Raw genomic sequence first — 20,994 nt, forward strand, 5'->3', positions numbered from 1 at the left:
TATTAAATCTTGATTTTTTCTCAAAAAATAGAATACAAACAGGTTTTATAACTGAGAAAGTACAACTCAAATAAACCTTATTTGTTTCTTCCTTTAATGCTGATTTCAGTCAAAACTCTTGCGGCATCATTTTCGGAATTTGCGGAAAATCCAGCTACAAAAACGCCTTTTTTACCAGAACTTGATTTTATACCGTAAACCGTTGATTCATCATCGGGATTACTGTCTCCTTCATAGCGGTAAATATGTTCAATTTCATAGCGATGAGGATTTTTAATAATGTCTTCTCCGTGAATATTAAAATCGAAGGTATATCCTTTTTCATTTAAATCATCCAGAGCCTCAGAAACGGTTGCATAATGATACATGTTTGACATAATAGAAGATTTATGGTTAATTATTAAAGGTAACTATTTTATTATGAATTTGTTGTCAAAGACTTGTTAAAGTAACTAATCTAAAATCTAAAAACAGGAATAAATGTCGTAAATTCGCACCGCAGACCGCCTTATCGTCGTTTTGAGTAATCAAGAGGGAGGAAAGTCCGGACACCATAGGGAAGCATAACGGGTAACGCCCGTCGGTTCGAGCAATCGGATTAGGACAAGTGCAACAGAAAGTATGTACAGGTAATGCTGTAGTGAAACCAGGTAAACTCTATGCGGTGAAATATCAAGTATATCAGCATTTAAGGGCTTCTCGTCCGTTGTTGAAGGGTAGATAGCTTGAGTCCCATAGTAATACGGGATCTAGATAAATGATAAGGCTCCGATTTATCAGAGACAGAATCCGGCTTATAGGTCTGCATTTTTTTATTGATTGTGAAATCTAAAAGAGAACCATTGAGAAATTAAGTTTCATTAAGTCATAAGGCTTAATGAAACTTAATTTCTCAATGGTTTAATTTTTATTTTAAAATAAGTATTTATGAAAACAAGAATTGGAATTTTAGGAATGGGTGGAGTAGGTGGCTATTTTGGTGGATTATTGGCCAAAGGGTATGCCGAATCTGATTCTGTTGAAATAATATTTATTGCTCGTGGCGAAACCCAGAAAGCAATAGCACAAAACGGGTTGAAAATAATTTTAGAAGAAAGCGAAATAACTGTTTTTCCTAGTATCGTTTCCGATGATTCCACAATAATTGGAAAACTGGATTACCTTATTTGCGCTACAAAAACGTATGATATTGAAGAGAGCCTTCTCTCCATTAAAAAAAATATAACCAAGAATACGGTTATCCTTCCTTTATATAATGGTGTCGATGCGCCAGAACGGATCAGTAATTTATTTCCTGATAACGAAGTTTTACGAGGATGTGTTTATATTGTTTCGATGATTGTATCTTCCGGTGTTATTAAAAAGATTGGAGCTTATGAAAAACTCTTTTTTGGATCAAGAACAGCCCCAATTGCGACATTAAATAAATTGCAGGCGATTTTTCAGAAAGCTTCAATCGAAAGCTATCTCGTTGATGATATTGAAGAAACGATTTGGGAAAAATTCATATTTATTTCGGCGTTGGCTTCCGCCACATCGTATTTAGATCAAAATATCGGGGAGATTTTAGACAGTCAATCGAGTAGAGGAGTTTACGTTTCTTTATTAAACGAAATTACCATGATTGCTGCCGTAAAAGGATTGAATTTACCTGCTGATATTATCATGCAAACAATTCTTAAATTAGAGAAAACGCCTCGTGATGCCACTTCTTCCATGCATCGGGATTTGATGGCGGGGCGAAAAATTGAACTTTTTTCTTTGACTGAGTTTGTTGTAAATGAAGGATTGAAATATGAAATTGAAACACCTACTTACCAAATGGTTTTGGATAAATTGTCAAGTGTTTCAATTCCTAATTAAATATATAAGGACTATTCTTCTTCGCCATCATTTTCCGAAGATTCTTCGTCATTTTCGTCATCAGAATCCGATTCAATTTCGAAGAAACTAAAAATAGAGCCACCATAACTTTTCTTGAAAGAGAAATTAATCATGTGGTCCAGTTTGGTGTATTTAGAATGTTCAATTACCATCATTCCATCTTGATTAAGTAATTCTTTTTCGAAAATTAAGGATACAATTTTCTCAAAGGTGGCTTGATCTAAGGCGTAAGGCGGATCTGCAAATATGATATCGTATGAAGTTTTACATCTTTCTAAATAAGTGAAAACATCACTTTTTGTGGCGGCAATATTAAAATCGAATTCCGTCGCCACTTGCTTGATAAATTTTACGCAACCAAAATCACCATCAACGGATGTGATAGGTGTACTTCCTCTAGAGGCAAATTCATAACTGATATTTCCTGTTCCGGCAAATAAATCTAATATTTTAAGTCCTTCAAAACTAAAATGGTTATTCAAAACATTGAATAACGCTTCTTTTGACATATCGGTGGTGGGACGAACGGGTAGGCCTTTTGGAGGAGAAATGCGTCTTCCTTTGTATTTTCCTGAAATGATTCTCATGAGTTGAAAAGTATAAAATGATTTCTGTTTTCGGCCTCAGAAAAATAATTGTTCCATCGCAAATCGTTTACGTCAATAAGTGAAACGTTGCGAATGTATTTGTAAGCTATTTTGAAATAATCACTTTCAGTATCAATATTTCCGATTAGTTCCAATGGAAAATTCTCTGGATTTAGGTTCAATTGTTCCGCAGTGAATAATATGTAATACAAGAAATCCTCTGGTGTCTTATAATCGAAAGAATTGAAAAGCAGTAATTTTTGGTTTTGAACCACAATGATTTCAAAATGTTCCGAATTCATATGAACGAACATTTTTTTGTCATCTTTATTTTTGGAAGCAACCAATAATTTGGAAACTAAAATACTATTGGCATGTTTGTAATCAAAAGCGCCAAACTGATCGATAAAAAAATTGTTGATATTCACGTACGGAATATAAACAGCATTCATTTCGTAATTTGCGATTTCATCAAAAGCAAAAAAGTCAGTTTTAAAAACCTTAGTGTTGTATTGCAAATAACTCCCTAGAAAGTTCTCGTCAAAAAGTGGGGCAGGAACAAACGTAGAAAGATTGTTATTGTGAATCACCAGAATCTCATCGTACGAATCCTTTAACTGAGGATAATCCCGAAAAGCATCGGCAAATAAATCCTCAATTTTTGTCGCTTTATGAAAGGTATCAAAATGCACTTCATTAAAGGAAGTAACCGTATCATTCAGCGTATCAAAGCAGCAAAACGAAAGCCCAGTCAGGGAAACCTGAATGGAAAGTTTTTTATATACCTTCTCGGTTATGTTTGTATTTTGTGTTGACATATTTGGATTTATATTCCATTTCTTCATTAGAAACTTTAAAGGAGTAAAAGCGGTGACAAACTTACAATTTTTTTTTATTCTAATGTCAATTTATGCGATTCCCTTGATTTTCATACTTATATTTGATGTTCATTTATAGCAATCCACTTCACATGACTTCCTCCTTGTTTTACAGTCTTTTACAGAAAAAATTCCCTTTTCAACCCACCTACAAACAGGATATTTTTTTTCAAAAAATTGCTATTTTTTTAACGGAACCCGATAATAGAACCATTTTTGTGCTAAAAGGGTATGCAGGAACGGGAAAAACGACAATGATTTCGACTATTGTAAATAATCTTGCAGACATTAATAAGAAATATGTTTTGCTTGCGCCAACAGGTCGTGCAGCCAAAGTAATTGCCAATTATTCGAACAAACCCGCTTTTACGATTCATAAAAAAATATATTTCCCCAAGAAATCTTCGGGTGGCGGCGTTTCATTTACGTTGCAGCAAAACAAACACAAGAATACAATTTTTATCGTCGATGAAGCTTCGATGATTTCAGATACGAATTCAGATTCTAAGTTATACGAAAACGGTTCTTTATTAGATGATTTGATTTCGTATGTGTATTCAGGAACCAATTGCAAAATGATTTTATTGGGAGATACTGCCCAGTTGCCGCCGGTGAATTTGGATATCAGTCCCGCATTAGATATTCAAACTTTGGGTATGAATTACGACAAAGAAGTAGAACATATCGAGCTTGATGAAGTAATGCGTCAGGAAGAAAATTCTGGGATTTTGCATAACGCAACTGAACTACGGGAATTATTGAAAGATTCATTTATCACGGAATTCAAATTTAATGTTCGAAAATTTAAAGATATTGTTCGATTGACCGATGGGTATGATATTCAGGATGCGATAAATTCGGCGTACAGTAATTACAGTATCGAAGACACCGCGTTTATTGTTCGTTCCAATAAAAGAGCAAATCAATACAATGAGCAAATCCGAACCAAAATCCTCGATAAAGAAAGTGAACTGTCAACGGGAGATTTCCTGATGGTGGTTAAGAACAATTATTTTTGGTTGAAAGATTCTGATGAAGCTGGTTTTATTGCCAATGGTGATATTATTGAAGTGTTGGAAATTTTCAATATCAAAGAATTGTATGGTTTTAAGTTTGCCAAAGTAAAAATACGAATGGTCGATTATCCAAGTCAGATTCCGTTTGAAACCGTTTTATTATTGGATACCATAAAAAGCGAATCACCTTCTTTAACCTATGAAGAATCCAACCGATTGTATCAGGAAGTTTTGAAAGATTATGAAGGAGAAACCAAATTCAACCAATTCCAGAAAGTGAAAGCCAATGAATATTTCAACGGCTTGCAGGTTAAATTTTCGTATGCAATAACCTGTCATAAATCGCAAGGTGGTCAGTGGAATACCGTTTTTATAGAACAGCCGTATTTGCCGGATGGAATCAATCGAGATTACATCCGATGGTTGTACACCGCTATGACCCGAGCAAAAAATAAATTATATCTGATAGGTTTTAAGGATGAGAATTTTGTGGAATGATTTTAAAAATAACCGCAAATTCGCAAATTTTTCTATTTAATGTTAAAATATATAATTTGCGAATTTGCGGTAAAAAAATAGCTATGAACATATTAAACGACTTACATAAAATATCAGGTTCTTTTTCGAATACCGAAAAAATGCCGGTGCTGTTTTTAGGACATGGCAGTCCAATGAACGCAATTGAAGAAAATCAGTTTGTTACTGGTTTTAGGAACTTGGCCAAAACGTTACCGCAACCCAATGCAATTTTATGTATTTCGGCGCATTGGTTTACCAATGGAACCAAAGTTACCGCAATGGAAATGCCAAGAACAATTCACGATTTTGGAGGTTTTCCACAAGGTTTATTTGATGTGGAATATCCTGCAAAAGGAAGTCCAGAATTAGCATTAGAAATAAAACATTTATTGACACCGGTAGAAGTAGAGCTAGACGAACATTGGGGTTTAGATCACGGAGCTTGGAGTGTAATCAAGCATTTATATCCCGAAGCCAATATTCCTGTGATTCAGTTGAGCATTGATTATACGAAATCTGGGCAATACCATTTTGATTTGGCTCAGAAAATAAGTGCGTTGCGTACCAAAGGAATCCTTATTGTAGGCAGCGGGAATATCGTTCATAATTTGAGATTGGTTGATTTTCGCAATTTTGACAAAGATAATTACGGTTACGATTGGGCGATAGAAGTAAAGGAAAAGGTAAACAACTATTTACTGGACGGAAATTTCCAACCGCTGATTGATTTTGAAAAACAAAGCAAAGCGTTCCAATTAGCAATTCCTACACCAGAGCATTATTTACCTTTGATTTATACTTTGGGATTAAAAGGAAAAACGGAAGAACTCAGTTTGTTTAATGATAAATTATTGGCGGGTTCTTTGAGTATGACTTCAGTGAAGATTGTTTGAGAGTATTTTGTGAAATAAATCTTATATTTGGAGCTTAGTAGCAATTTACAACAAACATTAATTCAATTTTAAATAGAAATTTAGTTAGTTTTAAAAACATAAATCACAATATATAAATAAATTTAGATGCAATTAAATAATGTTACAAGACTCAAGGATAATAGAACTGAATGCTATTCAATAATTGTAGAAATGACTATTACTGATTATTTGGATTTAGTAAATAATATATATCGGAAGAAAGGTGGGTTAAAAGGACAAAGAGAACCTTTGAAATCAAGTTCTGCAATGAGAATTCGTAAACAAATGGTTAAGGATATAAAATCGGGAACAATTTTACCTCCGATTGTTTTGGGGCTAATTGTAAGCGATGTAGAATTTGCAGAAATTCCTCAGATAAATTTTGAGAGATTAACAGAAATAATTAACTCTCCGAGTGATGGAAATCTAACTATAATTGATGGAATGCAAAGAACAACTGCTTTAAATGAAGCAATTGAAGAAGGTGCTAATAATTTGCAATTAATAAGAATTGAATTTTGGATATCAACAAAGCTTAATAGTTTGATTTACAGGATGTTAATACTTAATACAGGTCAAGTGCCATGGAATTTAAGAAGACAGATTGAAACCGTTTTCAGCACAATGATTAATGAAATAGCATTATCAGTACCTGAAATGGAAGTTTATACTGTGGATGATCCTAGTAGAAGAACAAAAGGGGGACAATATCACGCAAATGATTTAATTGAATTATACTTAGCGTTTGGAGGCAGAAAAGAAAAAGTTGATACAAAAGAAAGGCTTGCTGATGAATTTACTAGATTAGATTTTATTGAAGCAACTGAAAATCCAACATTTTCTGATATTTTTTATGGTTCACTAAAAAGATTAACTTTATTAGATATTCAAATTAGTAGATATCAAAGCGGTGATAATGAATATAGATTTTCAAATGGGATTGAATTATTCAAAAGCCAACCCGCAAGAGTAGGGTTTATTACCTCAATTGCAAAAAGTATTTATGGTAGACCAGGTGTCGAAAGAAGTCATGATGAAATTGAATTAATAAAGATTCAAGTATTCAAAAAATTAGATAATTTAATAGAAAAATTAGAATTGTTTAATAACACGCAACTTGGAGATTTTCTTTCTTTAAATCTTTTAAGTGAAAAGTTATCTATTAAATCTTCAAGAGTTGGAGATTTTGAAAGAGAATTTTTCACAAAATCTTTTGAAGTATTAATAGAAGAAGCAAGTAAAATTGTTTCGATGGATGTTTGTTGGCTTTCATATTAATTTCATATATATGAGAAATATGATTGCTTCGAACATAAAGGCATTTGAAAATTTAATTAATCAATTATTTGATTCTGCTAATATTATTTCAGAATTTGGAAAAAGATTTATATCGACAAATCCTGAAGAAAAAAGATGGTTATCGGAAACTGCAGTTATTGAATGTTTAAATGTTTTACCTAATGTGAGAGCTTTAAGAGTAGAATTTGATAATTTTATTTTTTTAATTTTAATAGGTGTCACGAATCAAAAATATGAATATGATTCTACAGTAATAGAAGAAAATGATAGTAACGCAGGATTAATTACTTTATTGATATCTGAAAATTACTTAAGAATCAACCCTACAATAAATTTTCTTGAGTTTGATGATAATATCATGTCACAACATAAAGATATTGACTATAAAGGACACAATTATATTGATTTATTAAATTTTTTAGAACCTTTTCAAATTTTTAAAATACCTGACAGTTCATTACTAATAAACGAGAATTTACACAGAATTTTAATTTATGTTTATTCAAATAATCCTAATAATTTAATTTTAAAATTTAATAAATCTGTTTTAGAACTTGTTTCAGATATTTCATTGGTTAGTTCAAAAAACATATCTTATGGTTTGTTACTTTATAGTTTATTATCTACAAATTATAAGCATTCGTTTTTAGAATTATACAGATTAGTAGAAAGATTATTTCCAATAAATTATTTGAAAGATCTTCACCAAAAAATAATTACTGAGCTAACATTTTTGGAATTTACATCTGAATTAGAAAATGTTACTAGTTGGAGACCTAGAGAAGACGAAGCCATCGAAAAGATATTTAGTATTTCCAGATTAAATACAAAAGAAGCATTCCGAGTATTTCTTGATTCTTCGGTATATCTTCAAACGCAAACTGATTATAAATATTTCTATAAATTAAGAAACTCTATTGTGCATTTTAGGGCTAATCATGAAGAATATGATTTAACTGATAGCCAATGGAATTTGCTAATCTTTGCAACAGTATCTTTGATAGATGAGCAATATAGTTTGTACAATAAGATATTAGAAGAATAATTTCACAGATACTTAGATGATATCTATGATATTGCAAGCACCTTAATTGTGTCGATAAAAAAATCCCCGCGAGTGCGAGCGTAACGATCGTTACTATAAAAATTACAATTAATATATTTGTGTTAGATACGAGCGGGACGCTCGCACCAGCAATTTAAAATAAGACTTTGCGACTTAGTGTCTTCGTGGCAAATTAAAACAATATAAAAATGAAAATAATAGCCGTCATTCCCGCCCGTTACGCTTCCACACGATTTCCCGCAAAACTGATGCAGGATTTGGGAGGCAAAACCGTGATTTTAAGAACGTATGAAGCCGCTATAAACACGCAATTGTTTGACGATGTTTTTGTGGTGACGGATTCAGATATAATTTATGATGAAATCATTTCTAATGGTGGAAAAGCCATCAAGAGCATCAAGGAACACGAATCAGGAAGTGATCGAATTGCGGAAGCGATTGAACATCTTGATGTTTCAGTTGTGGTGAATGTTCAGGGAGACGAACCTTTTATAGATGCGGAACCACTAGCAAAACTAATTGAAATTTTCAGACATGATGCGACTCAACAAGTCGATTTGGCTTCTTTGATGCGCGAAATAAAAAATGAGGATGAAATCCATAATCCCAATAATGTAAAAGTGGTCGTGGATCAAAACGAATTTGCGTTGTACTTCTCGCGTTCGGTAATTCCATATGCAAGAGAGAAAAATGTGGGTGTTCGTTATTTTCAACACATCGGGATTTATGCATTTAGAAAACAGGCATTATTAGATTTTTACCATTTACCGATGAAATCTTTGGAAGCATCCGAAAAACTGGAGCAATTGCGCTATTTAGAATTTGGAAAACGCATCAAAATGGTCGAAACCACTCATATTGGAATTGGAATTGATACTCCGGAAGATTTAGAAAAAGCCAGAAAGATGTTGTAAATTAATTTTCATTTTCTTGCTCAAAGTATCCTTTCGATTTTATTTTAGTGGAGAAAAAATTTAAAAATAACACCACAAAAAATAAAAATAACAGCGCTTGCGTGCTTACCAAAAATTTACCCTGAGTGGTTACCGGATAGAAATCTCCGTAACCAATGGAAGATGAAGTTATGATACTGAAATAAACAGCATCAAACCAGTTGCTAAAAGGTTTATTCAAATAACTGTCACAAGAATATAAAACGGCGTAGGCAAAAACAATTTCCAGATAGTTAAGGAAAAGTAATAACATGGATCTTTTGTAAGACCGTGGTTTTGAAAATAAGTCGGAAGCAAAAATCAATGTTGGTATATACAAGATCGTTTCCAGTAAAACATAAACTAGAAGTGCAACAAGAAATGGGTTGTTGTGTAAACCGCTTACTAAAAGCACTAAAGGGAATGTGACTTTAAGTAAAACATAAAAATCTACTGCCAAATCCTCATATTCAGCTCCTTTTTTAAAAGCAAAAAATTTGATGTAAATTCCCGGAAACAGCAATTGGGAAGAGGACAGAAATAAACGAACCATTTTTTCTATTCCATTATCATCCTGATGATCGTTGTTCCAAATCGCTTTTATATTTTGAATGCGCTTCTCAACAGGATTAAATTCAGGTTTTGCAACCTTGGAAATATTTCCCAACAGCAATTTTTTTATGATTTTTTTCATCTAATTATCGATTAGGGAATACTATCTAAATGTACAAAATAATTCCCGCAACTCTAAAAGCGCAAGTCGAACTTTTACTACACGAGCTTTTCAATTACGATTAATTCATTGTGAAGTTCAATTCTTGGAATAGTTCTCATTTTAAATTGATGTTCATAAAAATCAGCCACATATTTTTTATTTCTCATATTTTGTGTTTCATTCATAATCATTGTATTAAAAAGTACGAAGCCTTTATTTTTTAAATGATAACAAATGCGATTGATAAAAAAAGTTTCAAATAGAAAGTTAGGCATAGTAGTATCTTGAAAAATATCGATAATTATCAAATCGTACTTCTTTTTGTTTTTTAAAACAAATTCAAAAGCGTCTCCAATTACAATTTCCAAATTTTTAATTTCATCAAGCTTAAAATATTTATTTGCTATTTTGATTATTTCAGAATCAAGTTCAACACCCGTTATTTTTCCTTCAAATTTAATTTCATCAACCAAAGTTTTTATAACACTTCCACCGGCAACACCCAGAACTAAAATGGAATCCATGGCAGTAATTTTTTCGTAACCAATGTTTTTCAGACCAACTTTCAAAATGCGTTGCAAACTGCCATACGAATAATTAGTATTTTCCGAATCTAAAACCAACTCACCATTTGCCCAAGTCACTTCTATGGATTTACTCAGAGCCGATTTTGCCTCATAAATTTTTATAGGAATAAGGTAACTGAAAAGTTTTTTAATCATAAGTTGCAGTTTTTCTCAAAAATAAGATTTAAATTATTTATTTTGTATTAAAATAAATATAAGAATGAAGAAACAATTGTACGAATGGATATTTTTCAAGCTTATGGGTTGGAAAATTGAAGGTTCAATAGATCCAGCTATAAAGAAATGTGTCATGATGGTCATGCCTCACACGAGTGCGCATGATTTTTATCTGGGTATTTTTACCAGAGGAATTACGGGTTTAGAGATGAATTGGGTGGGTAAAAAAGAATTGTTCCGTTTTCCATTAGGATTTTATTTTAGATATATGGGAGGAGAGCCATTGGATAGAGCAGGAGGACTAAATAAAGTAGATTCGATTGCAGCTATTTTTCAAAGAAAAGAAACTTTCCGACTTGCCGTGCTTCCTGAAGGAACTCGAAAAAAAACGACTATTCTTAAAACAGGTTTTTATTATATAGCGCTGAAAGCAAATGTTCCGATAATTCCAGTTGCTTTTGATTTTGGAAAAAAAGTCGTCAATTTGGGAAAACCGTTAATGCCAAATGGTAATCTAGAGGAGGACTTAATTATTTTGAATAAACATTTTATCGGCGTACTTGGCAAAGTTCCCGAAAAGGGATTTAAAGCATAAGTTTTAATTAAAAGACAAATCCTTTAATTTGGGTTAAAAACCTTAAAAGTTCCATTCTTATAAAAAAATACAATTTTTTCTACTTCGCTAGAAAAAACATCTTTTGGCATATTTTGATTTTCCATTTTTTTTGTTTCCAATGAATTTCTATTCATTGGATTCTGTATTTCGGAAAATAAGTTTTCTGAAATTTTTTCTTCCTTCAAAGGAGTAGGGATATTTTGTTTTAAAACATCCTCCACTTGGTTTTCTCTTTTTTCAATATTGAGGGTGTTTTTTGGAAATGTTCCTTTGCCATTCAAAATCCAGTACAAATCTACTTCTGGAAAAACTTCTAAAATTTTAAGAATAAAATCTAAGCTTGGTTTGTTTCTGCCGGAAAGCAGGTGAGACAAACTCGAGCGTTGAACCCCAATTTTATCGGCAAAAGAAGAAGCATTCAGGCTATAATAATCCAGTATGATTTCTAATCTTTTTATAAAATCCTCTATGTTTACCATTGTAAATTATATTTTAAAACAAGCTAGTTACAAATGTAATCAAAATAAATCAAATCGCCAAAATTAAAAGTGTAAAATGGTTTTTTTAGTGTAATAGTGGCGAAGTATTAGTTTATTAAAGACACCTTAAGTCATTGATAATTAACAAATAGATACATTAAAATAAAACAGGTGACAATTGTCAATAGTAATGAACTTATTTAAACGAATAACGGAAGTAGAACTGTTTACAGATCTAAAATATTTCAAATTAATATTGTTTACAAATGTAAATATAAAGATGTTTACTTTTGTAAATCAAATAATACGGTATGAATTTAGAAGAGTTATTTACGGAATTTAAAGAAGAATCTATAGAGGGTCGTTACATTACCATAGATTCAATTGAGCCTTTATTGCAGAAATTAAACAGGGATAATCAACTTAAAATTGTTGGTAAATCAGTGCTTGAAAAAGCAATTTATTCCTATCAAATTGGAATTGGAAAAACCAGAATTTTTCTTTGGTCGCAAATGCATGGAAATGAAGGCACAACAACTAAAGCACTTTTTGATTTTTTATATGTGCTAAACAGTGATTCAGAATTGGCAAAACAATTCCTGAAAACATTCACTTTTTGTTGTATTCCAATGTTAAATCCCGATGGAGCGTCTTTATATACGCGTGAAAATGCGAATAAAGTCGATTTGAATAGAGATTCTCAAGACCTTACGCAACCAGAAAGTAAGGTTTTAAGAGCTGTTTTTGAGGGTTTTGCTCCTGATTATTGTTTTAACCTCCATGATCAACGCACAATCTTTGGAGTAAGTGATACGGGCAAACCGGCTACCTTATCCTTTTTGGCGCCTTCTTATAATGAGGAACGTGAAATAAATGAATCCAGGTTGAAAGCAATTAACTTGATTGCAGGAATAAATGATGTTTTGCAGGAGTATTTACCATATCAGATTGGTCGTTTTGATGATTCTTTTAATATTAATTGTATTGGAGATACTTTTCAGAATTTAGGAGTTCCTACTTTATTATTTGAAGCAGGGCATTTTCAGGATGATTATCAGAGAGAAGAAACGAGAAAATACGTTTTCATGGCCTTAGTTTCTAGTTTTGCGATACTTAGCGAAAACGATATAGTTGATAATGGAATTGACAAATATTTGAATATTCCTCAAAATAAAGTCGTTTTTTATGATTTTATATACAAAAACATCAAGATAAATTATGATGGTAATGAAATAATCACCAATTTTGCAGCACAATACAAAGAAGAATTAATTGAAAATCAGATTTGTTTCAATGCCTACATAATACAAGTGGGTGATTTGGAAAATTATTTCGGTCATTTTGACTATGATGCTAAAGGAGCACTATATAAAGATGAATTTGATAACTTTCCGAAATTAAATCAAAAAGCTGATTTTTATTTAGATAATGACATAAAAGTTGTTAACGGAATGATAAAAATATAATTTTAGTATCATTTTGTTGTTTTTTATGTATATTTTTATACTTTGTAATAGTGATTAGTAATAAAAATTAAAGAATTATGAGTAAGTTTCGTTTAGATGAAGTAGATCACCAGATATTAGATATGTTGATAGATAATACAAGAGTTCCATTTACAGATATAGCAAAAAAATTGTTAATTTCTGCTGGAACGGTACATGTCAGAGTTAAAAAAATGGAAGATGCAGGAATTATAATGGGATCTTCTTTAGTTCTCGATTATGATAAATTAGGGTATTCTTTTATTGCTTATGTTGGTGTTTTTCTTAACAATACATCTCAAACGAAGTTTGTTTTGGAAAGAATTAACGAAATTCCTTACGTAACAGTTGCTTCCGTGACTACAGGTAAGTTTAATATTTTCTGTAAAATTAGAGCGAAAGATACCAAACATGCTAAAGATGTAATTTTTATGATTGATGATATCGATGGTGTTTACAGAACTGAAACTATGATTTCTCTAGAAGAAAGTATCAATGATAAAAAGCGATTAATGCATACTATTTTTAAAAACATGTAATTAATCTTGAATGCTATATTTTAAAATATAACCTCAAGTTAATTCTTGGGGTTTTTTTTACGACAATTTTTCCTATTAAACCAACCACAATTGAATTATGTACACACTACCAAAAATCGAACGTTTTAATCAAGACGTTCTTTCGAAATACAACATTTATAATAGTGTTTTTATAACATTGCCGTTTGATTCTATAGATAATACGGGTGTTTTACTTCCTTTATTTACGGATGTTTGCGATACGGGTTTTAAAAAACAAGAGACTCCTAAAGAAATTGTAGATTTTTTTGCTAAAAAATATTTGCATAGCGCTTCAGAAACGGACAAAATTGATTTGATGTTTCGTTTTATTCAATATATTGAACGTCAAATCGTTTTATTTGATGCGATTGAAGATGCTGCTTTTCCGGTGGTTAACAATATGGAAGGAATAGGTTCTTTGAGAGATATTAAAGAGAAGTCAGAGGCTAAAGATAAGGAGGAGGAGCTGATTGATTTTTTAGAGAACTTCAATGTACGAACGGTTTTGACTGCTCATCCAACACAGTTTTATCCTGGAGCTGTATTGGGTATTATCAATGATTTAACGGATGCAATCCGAACAAATAACCTGTTAGATATCAAACAATTATTAGCTCAATTAGGTAAAACCCCGTTTATAAAAAACGAAAAGCCCAATCCTTATGATGAAGCAGTCAGTTTGATTTGGTATCTTGAAAATGTATTTTATGAAACTTCCGGCGAGATGGTTCATTATCTTCAAAAGAATATTTTTCACGGAAATTCGATTAATAATCCATTAATTAAACTCGGATTTTGGCCCGGCGGCGATCGTGATGGTAATCCATTTGTGACTACAGAAATTACTTTGAAAGTTGCGGAGCGTTTGAGAACGTCGATATTGAAATGCTATTATATTGAAATTAGAAATTTAAAAAGAAAGTTAACTTTTTCAGGTGTAGATGTTTTGGTGTCTGAACTTGAATATAAACTTTACAGATCAGTGTTTTATTCTCGAGGTGACATTTTTATCACTTTGAATGAGTTTAATGAGCAATTAAATAAAATAAAGCAAATTATTATAGATCAACATCAATCTTTATATTTAGATGAAGTTGATGCACTTCTTATTAAGGTGAATTTATTTGGTTTCCATTTTGCTTCTTTAGATATTCGTCAAAACAGTAAAATACATGACACGGTTTTTAATGATGTAGTGAAATATTATTTAAAATCAAATCCTTCTGTTTTTCCGGAGAATTATTTTCAATTGACAGAAGAAGAAAAGCTTGACGTGGTTTCTAATGTTAGCGGTAATCTTGATTCGAATGTATTCGAAAACGAAATGACACGTTCTACTATTGAGTCTATTCAGGCCATAAAAACGATACAGGAGAAGAACGGGGAATTTGGCGCAAACCGTTACATCATTAGCAATAATGAAAGTGCACTTAATGTAATGGAAACCTTTGCTCTTTTCAAATTAAGCAACTGGGAAAACCCATCAGTTGACATCATTCCTCTTTTTGAATCAGTTGATGATTTGCAAAATGCGCATGCTATCATGGAGAAATTGTATACCAATTCTGCTTATGCTGAACATCTTAAAGATAGAAATAACAAGCAAACAATAATGCTTGGTTTTTCTGACGGTACGAAAGACGGAGGTTATTTAATGGCAAATTGGAGTATTTACAAAGCAAAAGAAGAGCTTACTGAAATCTCCAGAAAATATGGTATAAAAGCCATCTTTTTTGATGGTCGCGGTGGTCCGCCAGCCCGTGGTGGGGGAAAAACGCATAAATTCTACGCTTCATTAGGTCCAAACATTGAAAATAATGAAATTCAGATTACCGTACAAGGGCAAACAATAAGTTCTAATTTTGGAACTTTGGATTCTTGTCGTTATAATTTAGAGAATTTATTAAGTGCGGGTGTCACTAATCAGGTTTTTAGTAAAGGTCAAAATGAGTTGACAATCAATGAAAAAGAAATTTTAGATCAACTTGCGGAATTGGGTTATGAGAAATATTTGAGTTTCAAGAATCATCCTAAATTCATTCCATATTTGGAACAAATGAGTACTTTGAAATATTATGCCAAAACAAATATTGGTAGCCGACCTTCAAAAAGAAGTAAATCAGAAAGTTTAGATTTTGCTGATTTGAGAGCAATTCCTTTTGTAGGATCTTGGAGTCAATTGAAACAAAATGTGCCTGGTTTTTTTGGGGTTGGTTCTGCCTTGAAACATTTTGAGGACACCAATCAATGGGATAAAGTGCAAAGTGTCTATGATAATTCGTTATTTTTTAAAACGCTTCTTGAGAACAGTATGATGTCATTGGCTAAATCCTTTTTTCCATTAACGGCTTATATGAGAAAAGATCCTGAATTTGGAGAATTCTGGCAAATTATTTATGATGAATTTTTAGAAACAAAACGATTATTGTTGAAAATAGCCGGTCATAAAGCACTAATGGAAAATTATCCTGATGGTAAAGCTTCAATTGATATTAGAGAACATATTGTATTGCCGCTGTTGACTATACAACAATATGCTTTATTGAGAATTAATGAAATTAATAAAGAGGAAAACCCGAATATAGATTTAATTAAAGTGTATGAAAAAATTGTGACACGTTCTCTTTTTGGAAATACAAACGCAAGTAGAAATTCAGCTTAATATAAAAATATGGAATCAAATCAACTGCCCGTAAATGAATATGCCGCGTTTTATTCACCCTATATTAATGCTTTAGGCAATGTGGATTTACTAGAAGAATTAGAAATTTGTCTGCATGATTTTATCAAATTTGTGCAAAACATTCCCATGGATAAATTTGATTTTCGCTATGCCGAAGGCAAATGGACAATCAAGGATATTATTCAACACCTTATTGATGCCGAACGTGTTTTTAGTTATCGCGCCCTTCGAATTTCAAGAAATGATAAAACGCCTTTGCCGGGCTTTGAAGAGAATGATTATGTAGATAATACAAATGCAAACGCAAGAAGTATCCAGGATTTGTTAACGGAGTTTTCTGCTGTAAGGCAGTCTACTTTGTTGCTTTTCAAAAGTTTCTCAGAGGAACAGTTAAAAAGAATGGGAATAGCTTCTAATGCCGATGTTTCTGTACGAGCCATTGGTTTTATTATCATTGGCCATCAAAAACACCATCAAAAAGTTTTTCAAAAAAGGTATTTGTAGTTTAGTCTAAAAATGTGGACCAAATTTTCAATTTATTTTCAAAAGACATAGTATTAGCGGGACTTGTAGAAGGCATAACAAAATAAGTAATGCCTTCTATTTGTCCAAATTTTTTCAAAAAGTATTTGTGGCTTTCTTTTCCGTTGAAAACTATTTTAGTAATAGCAGGAAATTTATTAAAGAGCGATTCAAAATCATTTTCTTTGTGATTTTTAATATGAATATCCAGACTTCCTTTTCTTTCACAATTTTCTAGCACATCCCATAATCCGATTTTATTCGTTTGGAGTAATTCTATCTTTTCTTTAAAAATTTCTGAAATTGGTAATCCATCCAATAGTGTATAGATGATTTTCCAGAAATGATTTCTTTGATGAGCATAATATTCCTGTTTGGAAAGAGAAGCCACTCCAGGCATAGTTCCTAAAATCAAAATTTCAGTGGAAGAATTTATAAAAGGAGGAAATGAATTTATCATGTTAAATTAAAATGTTTTTTTCTTTTTCGATTATGGCTAAACCGATTCTAATTGTATCGTAGGAAAGTTGTGCTTCAAAAAAGTCGAAGTAAGGTTTCAAAGTAGTAGGGAATTCCAGTTTAATTTGTGCTATCTTAATTTTAGAGACTTCCGCTTCCGAAGCGAATGTACTTAAATCGATTTCATGTCCATCCACATATAATTTGGCTAAATGAGAAATGATTGTAGTAAGGCCTAATTTTCTTTTGGCTGCAATCTCTTCTGCAGAAAGACCATCTTGAAATAAAAGTAGCGTTTCTTTATAAGTTGTAGCCTCTTTCTTTTTCTTACTATTTTTAGATTTCTGAAAATCAATGATAGCTTTTATAAATGCATCTCCGTATTTTTCGAGTTTTGCTTTCCCAACGCCATCAATTGTTATTAATTCTTCGTCGCTCATTGGTCTTTCGGTTTCCATTTGGCGCAAAGCCGCATCGCTAAAAATCACATAAGCGGGAACATTTTCTTTTTTGGAAATTTCGTAACGTAATTTTCTAAGAGTTTCAAAAAGAGAATTAGCAACGGATTTGCTTTTTACTACATTGATTTCAGATTTATCAATGTTGATTTTCTGAACAGTTGTCAATTGTACTTTTTCTCCTTCAAATAGTACTTCAGCAGCTAAAGATGTTAATCGGATTTTATTTTGTTGATGGAAAGCGATTTCGCAAATCCCTTGATTTATTAACTGAATGATGTATTGGTTCCAGTCGTGCCAAGAGATATCGTTACCCACGGCATAAGTTTTTAGATTTTGATATCCTTTTTCGAAAATATAAGCATTTTTTGATCCACGCAAAAAATCAATAATAACAGGCAGCGGTTCGGTTTCCTGCAAACGAATAATCGCAGACAATGCCTTTTGGGCAATAATAGTTCCGTCAAAAAAGGCAGGTGGATTTTTGCAAATGTCGCAATTCCCACAATTTTCGGTAACCAATTCCCCGAAATAAGAAAGCAATATTTTTCGGCGACAGCTCAAAGCATCCGCGTATTGTTTCATTCTTTCCAGTTTTGCCAATTGCACCTCGGCATTTAAACCCTGTGAGGCAAATTTTTGAAGTTGAATTACATCGCCATAACTTTCGAACAAAACCGTTTCTGAAGGTAATCCATCCCGACCGGCACGACCAATTTCCTGGTAATATCCTTCTATGTTTTTGGGTAAATTATAATGAATAACCCAGCGCACATTTGATTTGTCAATACCCATTCCAAAAGCTATTGTAGCACAAACCACCTGACAATCATCGTTAATGAATTCATCTTGGGTTTTGGAACGAATTTTATTATCCAAACCTGCATGATATGCTTTTGCATTGATGCCAATTTTCTGTAGTTTCTCGGCGAGTTCTTCGGTTGTTTTGCGGCTCAAGCAATAAACAATGCCAGACTCATTTGGCTTTTCTTTTATAAAATCTATAATTTGTTTTACTCTGTCTAAAGCGGGACGCACTTCTAAACTTAAATTTTTTCTGTCAAAAGAAGCGACAAAAGTTCTAGGATTGACCAAGTTTAATTGATCGCTAATATCCTTGCGTGTAGCTTTATCCGCAGTGGCTGTTAAAGCTAAGATTGGAGTAGAAGGGAAGCGTTTTTTTAGATAACCCAAGTTAGTATAAGCAGGACGAAAATCATGTCCCCAAGCCGAGATGCAGTGGGCTTCATCAATAGCTATGAGACTTATGTTTAAACTATTGAAAATATTATCCAGATAGGATAAACTTTCAGGGGCTACGTAAACTAATTTTATTTGGTTTGATTTTAAGCTTTCAATATAAAATTGACGTTCGTCTTCCGTTTGGCTACTGTTGATAAAACAGGCTGCAATACCATTAGCTTTAAGACTATCAACCTGGTCTTTCATCAACGCAATCAGGGGAGAGATTACTATTGTAATTCCGGGTAAAATTAACGCGGGTAGTTGAAAACAGATTGATTTTCCTCCACCAGTTGGCATAATTGCCAATGTATCATGACTATTGAGAATACAATTTATAATGTCTTCCTGATTGGGTCTGAATTTTTCAAAACCAAAGTTTTCTTTAAGCGTGGCGTGTAAAATAGACGTTGTCATTTTGGCTTTGTATTTTGAATTCTAAATTTAAAAAAAAAGGAACTCATGGAGAGTTCCTTTTATGTTTTTTTCAACGCATTTTTTAATCCTCGTCTTCGTCTTCATCGTCAAAATCATCTGATAATACTTTTTTATCATCATCATCTTCGTCCCCGTCTTCTGAATCAGTGTCTGGTTTGTCTAGATTATCATCGTCATCATCATCATCTTCAATTGCATCATCGTCATCAAGTTCAATTCCGCTAATTGGCTCTACAACATTATCAATTTCATCATCTTCATCATAATTTTCAATTCTGTCAGCGAGTTTTGTACTGACTTTTACTAAATAAATAGTATCTTCAGTTCGCACTTCTACAGCTTCAATTAATTCGTTTTTAGCATTTCTAAAACGTACAATGTTCGAATCATCATAACCATCAGGAAATTTTTCAACCAAAAGGTTCAAAATTTCATTGGTAAGTTTTGCGTAATCTACAATTACTCTTTTCATAAAGGTTATTCTATAAATCTAATAAATAAGCGAAAATTAAAGGTGCTACAATTGTAGCATCGGACTCAATAATAAACTTTGGAGTTTTTATATCTAATTTACCCCAAGTAATTTTTTCGTTCGGTACCGCTCCAGAGTACGAACCATAACTGGTTGTTGAATCTGAAATCTGACAAAAGTAACTCCAAAACGGAATATCATGCATTTCCATATCTTGATACAACATTGGAACAACACATATTGGAAAATCACCGGCAATTCCACCACCAATTTGGAAGAAACCAACACCGTTAGTACTGTTTTTTGGATACCAATCTGACAAGAAAACCATGTATTCAATACCGGATTTCATTGTAGAAGCTTTCAAATCACCTTTGATAACATACGACGCAAAAATATTTCCCATTGTGCTATCTTCCCATCCTGGTACTATAATAGGTAAGTTTTTCTCAGCGGCTGCGTACATCCAACTGTCTTTCAAGTCAATTTCGTAATATTCTTCAAGAACGCCTGAAAGCAACATTTTGTACATAAATTCATGCGGAAAATATCTTTCTCCTTTGTCATCAGCATCTTTCCATATTTTATAAATATGTTTTTGCAAACGACGGAATGCCTCATGCTCTGGAATACAAGTATCAGTCACACGGTTTAATCCTCTTTCTAGTAAATCCCACTCATCCTGTGGAGTCAAATCTCTATAATTCGGTACTCTTTCGTAATGTGAATGAGCCACTAAATTCATAATATCTTCTTCAAGATTTGCACCTGTACAAGAGATAATATGAACCTTATCCTGACGAATTATTTCAGAAAATATCTTTCCAATTTCGGCTGTACTCATTGCACCAGCCATGCTCACCATCATTTTGGCACCATTTGCTAATTGTTGTTCGTATGCTTTTGCAGCATCAACTAAAGATGCAGAATTGAAATGCAAATAATGCTTTTCAATAAACTGACTGATAGGTCCTTTACTCATTTTATTGGATTTAAATATTTAAAAATTAATTATTTGAATCTATGCT

21 protein-coding genes and 1 other RNA gene are annotated in these 20,994 nt (G+C 32.4%); 12 read left to right on the plus strand and 10 right to left on the minus strand.

The window, feature by feature from the left end; genetic code table 11:
* Window positions 1–77 precede the first annotated feature (77 nt).
* Window positions 78–377 (minus strand): hypothetical protein, encoded by a 300-nt coding sequence (locus tag ACFX5E_RS06400; protein ID WP_379854365.1) that lies wholly within the window; start codon window positions 375–377, stop codon window positions 78–80.
* A gap of 118 nt (window positions 378–495) precedes the next feature.
* Here ACFX5E_RS06400 and rnpB point away from each other — a divergent pair.
* Window positions 496–813: RNase P RNA component class A (gene rnpB / locus ACFX5E_RS06405), an RNA gene on the plus strand.
* 114 nt (window positions 814–927) lie between these two features.
* A complete protein-coding gene (locus ACFX5E_RS06410) occupies window positions 928–1,863 on the plus strand; it encodes a ketopantoate reductase family protein (protein ID WP_379854366.1) in 936 nt (311 codons plus the stop codon).
* 11 nt (window positions 1,864–1,874) lie between these two features.
* Here ACFX5E_RS06410 and ACFX5E_RS06415 read toward each other — a convergent pair whose 3' ends face one another.
* Window positions 1,875–2,471 (minus strand): RsmD family RNA methyltransferase, encoded by a 597-nt coding sequence (locus tag ACFX5E_RS06415; RefSeq protein ID WP_379854367.1) that lies wholly within the window; start codon window positions 2,469–2,471, stop codon window positions 1,875–1,877.
* Window positions 2,468–3,289, minus strand: coding sequence for a DUF3822 family protein (locus tag ACFX5E_RS06420; protein WP_379854368.1), 822 nt, complete (start codon window positions 3,287–3,289; stop codon window positions 2,468–2,470). The genes ACFX5E_RS06415 and ACFX5E_RS06420 overlap by 4 nt, the downstream gene beginning before the upstream one ends.
* A gap of 152 nt (window positions 3,290–3,441) precedes the next feature.
* Between ACFX5E_RS06420 and ACFX5E_RS06425 the strand changes: the two genes are divergently transcribed.
* The 5 genes from ACFX5E_RS06425 (at window position 3,442) to kdsB (ending at window position 9,077) form a co-directional block, all read left to right on the plus strand.
* Window positions 3,442–4,863: an ATP-dependent DNA helicase gene (locus ACFX5E_RS06425; protein WP_379854517.1), complete on the plus strand. Its 1,422-nt coding sequence runs from the start codon at window positions 3,442–3,444 to the stop codon at window positions 4,861–4,863.
* Window positions 4,864–4,946: 83 nt separating this feature from the next.
* The gene (ygiD, locus tag ACFX5E_RS06430) at window positions 4,947–5,777 is read left to right on the plus strand and encodes a 4,5-DOPA-extradiol-dioxygenase (RefSeq protein WP_379854369.1); all 831 of its coding nucleotides are present in this window, start codon (window positions 4,947–4,949) and stop codon (window positions 5,775–5,777) included.
* Window positions 5,778–5,903: 126 nt separating this feature from the next.
* The gene (locus tag ACFX5E_RS06435; protein WP_379854370.1) at window positions 5,904–7,076 is read left to right on the plus strand and encodes a hypothetical protein; all 1,173 of its coding nucleotides are present in this window, start codon (window positions 5,904–5,906) and stop codon (window positions 7,074–7,076) included.
* Between the two features lie 10 nt (window positions 7,077–7,086).
* Window positions 7,087–8,142 (plus strand): hypothetical protein, encoded by a 1,056-nt coding sequence (locus tag ACFX5E_RS06440; RefSeq protein WP_379854371.1) that lies wholly within the window; start codon window positions 7,087–7,089, stop codon window positions 8,140–8,142.
* Window positions 8,143–8,351: 209 nt separating this feature from the next.
* Window positions 8,352–9,077, plus strand: a complete 726-nt coding sequence (gene kdsB / locus ACFX5E_RS06445; RefSeq protein ID WP_379854372.1) for a 3-deoxy-manno-octulosonate cytidylyltransferase — start codon at window positions 8,352–8,354, stop codon at window positions 9,075–9,077.
* Between the two features lies 1 nt (window position 9,078).
* On the opposite strand, the gene ACFX5E_RS06450 is transcribed toward kdsB, so the two are convergent.
* Both ACFX5E_RS06450 and ACFX5E_RS06455 read right to left on the minus strand, forming a co-directional pair.
* A complete protein-coding gene (locus tag ACFX5E_RS06450) occupies window positions 9,079–9,789 on the minus strand; it encodes a potassium channel family protein (protein WP_379854373.1) in 711 nt (236 codons plus the stop codon).
* Window positions 9,790–9,866: 77 nt separating this feature from the next.
* Window positions 9,867–10,532: a spermidine synthase gene (locus ACFX5E_RS06455; RefSeq protein WP_379854374.1), complete on the minus strand. Its 666-nt coding sequence runs from the start codon at window positions 10,530–10,532 to the stop codon at window positions 9,867–9,869.
* Window positions 10,533–10,596: 64 nt separating this feature from the next.
* Here ACFX5E_RS06455 and ACFX5E_RS06460 point away from each other — a divergent pair, with 64 nt between their 5' ends.
* A complete protein-coding gene (locus ACFX5E_RS06460; protein WP_379854375.1) occupies window positions 10,597–11,148 on the plus strand; it encodes a 1-acyl-sn-glycerol-3-phosphate acyltransferase in 552 nt (183 codons plus the stop codon).
* A gap of 23 nt (window positions 11,149–11,171) precedes the next feature.
* On the opposite strand, the gene ACFX5E_RS06465 is transcribed toward ACFX5E_RS06460, so the two are convergent.
* Entirely contained in the window at window positions 11,172–11,648 is a 477-nt protein-coding gene (locus ACFX5E_RS06465) for a helix-turn-helix domain-containing protein (protein WP_379854376.1), read from the minus strand.
* Window positions 11,649–11,959: 311 nt separating this feature from the next.
* Here ACFX5E_RS06465 and ACFX5E_RS06470 point away from each other — a divergent pair, with 311 nt between their 5' ends.
* The 4 genes from ACFX5E_RS06470 to ACFX5E_RS06485 all read left to right on the plus strand — a co-directional run bounded on the left by ACFX5E_RS06470 (window position 11,960) and on the right by ACFX5E_RS06485 (window position 16,879).
* Window positions 11,960–13,114, plus strand: a complete 1,155-nt coding sequence (locus ACFX5E_RS06470; protein WP_379854377.1) for a M14 family metallopeptidase — start codon at window positions 11,960–11,962, stop codon at window positions 13,112–13,114.
* 77 nt (window positions 13,115–13,191) lie between these two features.
* On the plus strand, window positions 13,192–13,671 hold the full coding sequence (locus ACFX5E_RS06475) for an Lrp/AsnC family transcriptional regulator (protein WP_066082003.1): 480 nt from the start codon (window positions 13,192–13,194) through the stop codon (window positions 13,669–13,671).
* A gap of 97 nt (window positions 13,672–13,768) precedes the next feature.
* Window positions 13,769–16,354 (plus strand): phosphoenolpyruvate carboxylase, encoded by a 2,586-nt coding sequence (locus tag ACFX5E_RS06480; protein ID WP_379854378.1) that lies wholly within the window; start codon window positions 13,769–13,771, stop codon window positions 16,352–16,354.
* A gap of 9 nt (window positions 16,355–16,363) precedes the next feature.
* Window positions 16,364–16,879 (plus strand): DinB family protein, encoded by a 516-nt coding sequence (locus tag ACFX5E_RS06485; protein WP_379854379.1) that lies wholly within the window; start codon window positions 16,364–16,366, stop codon window positions 16,877–16,879.
* A gap of 1 nt (window position 16,880) precedes the next feature.
* Here the strand turns inward: ACFX5E_RS06485 and ACFX5E_RS06490 are convergent, their stop codons facing one another.
* The 4 genes from ACFX5E_RS06490 to ACFX5E_RS06505 all read right to left on the minus strand — a co-directional run bounded on the left by ACFX5E_RS06490 (window position 16,881) and on the right by ACFX5E_RS06505 (window position 20,948).
* Window positions 16,881–17,357, minus strand: a complete 477-nt coding sequence (locus ACFX5E_RS06490) for a DNA-deoxyinosine glycosylase (protein ID WP_379854380.1) — start codon at window positions 17,355–17,357, stop codon at window positions 16,881–16,883.
* Window position 17,358: 1 nt separating this feature from the next.
* Window positions 17,359–19,473, minus strand: a complete 2,115-nt coding sequence (recQ, locus tag ACFX5E_RS06495) for a DNA helicase RecQ (protein ID WP_379854381.1) — start codon at window positions 19,471–19,473, stop codon at window positions 17,359–17,361.
* A gap of 82 nt (window positions 19,474–19,555) precedes the next feature.
* Window positions 19,556–19,966: a DNA primase gene (locus ACFX5E_RS06500; RefSeq protein ID WP_379854382.1), complete on the minus strand. Its 411-nt coding sequence runs from the start codon at window positions 19,964–19,966 to the stop codon at window positions 19,556–19,558.
* A 10-nt stretch (window positions 19,967–19,976) separates the two neighbouring features.
* On the minus strand, window positions 19,977–20,948 hold the full coding sequence (locus ACFX5E_RS06505; protein ID WP_073208830.1) for a deoxyhypusine synthase family protein: 972 nt from the start codon (window positions 20,946–20,948) through the stop codon (window positions 19,977–19,979).
* Window positions 20,949–20,994: the final 46 nt, after the last annotated feature.

This window comes from Flavobacterium xylosi, from assembly GCF_042787345.1.
Classification (GTDB): domain Bacteria; phylum Bacteroidota; class Bacteroidia; order Flavobacteriales; family Flavobacteriaceae; genus Flavobacterium; species Flavobacterium xylosi.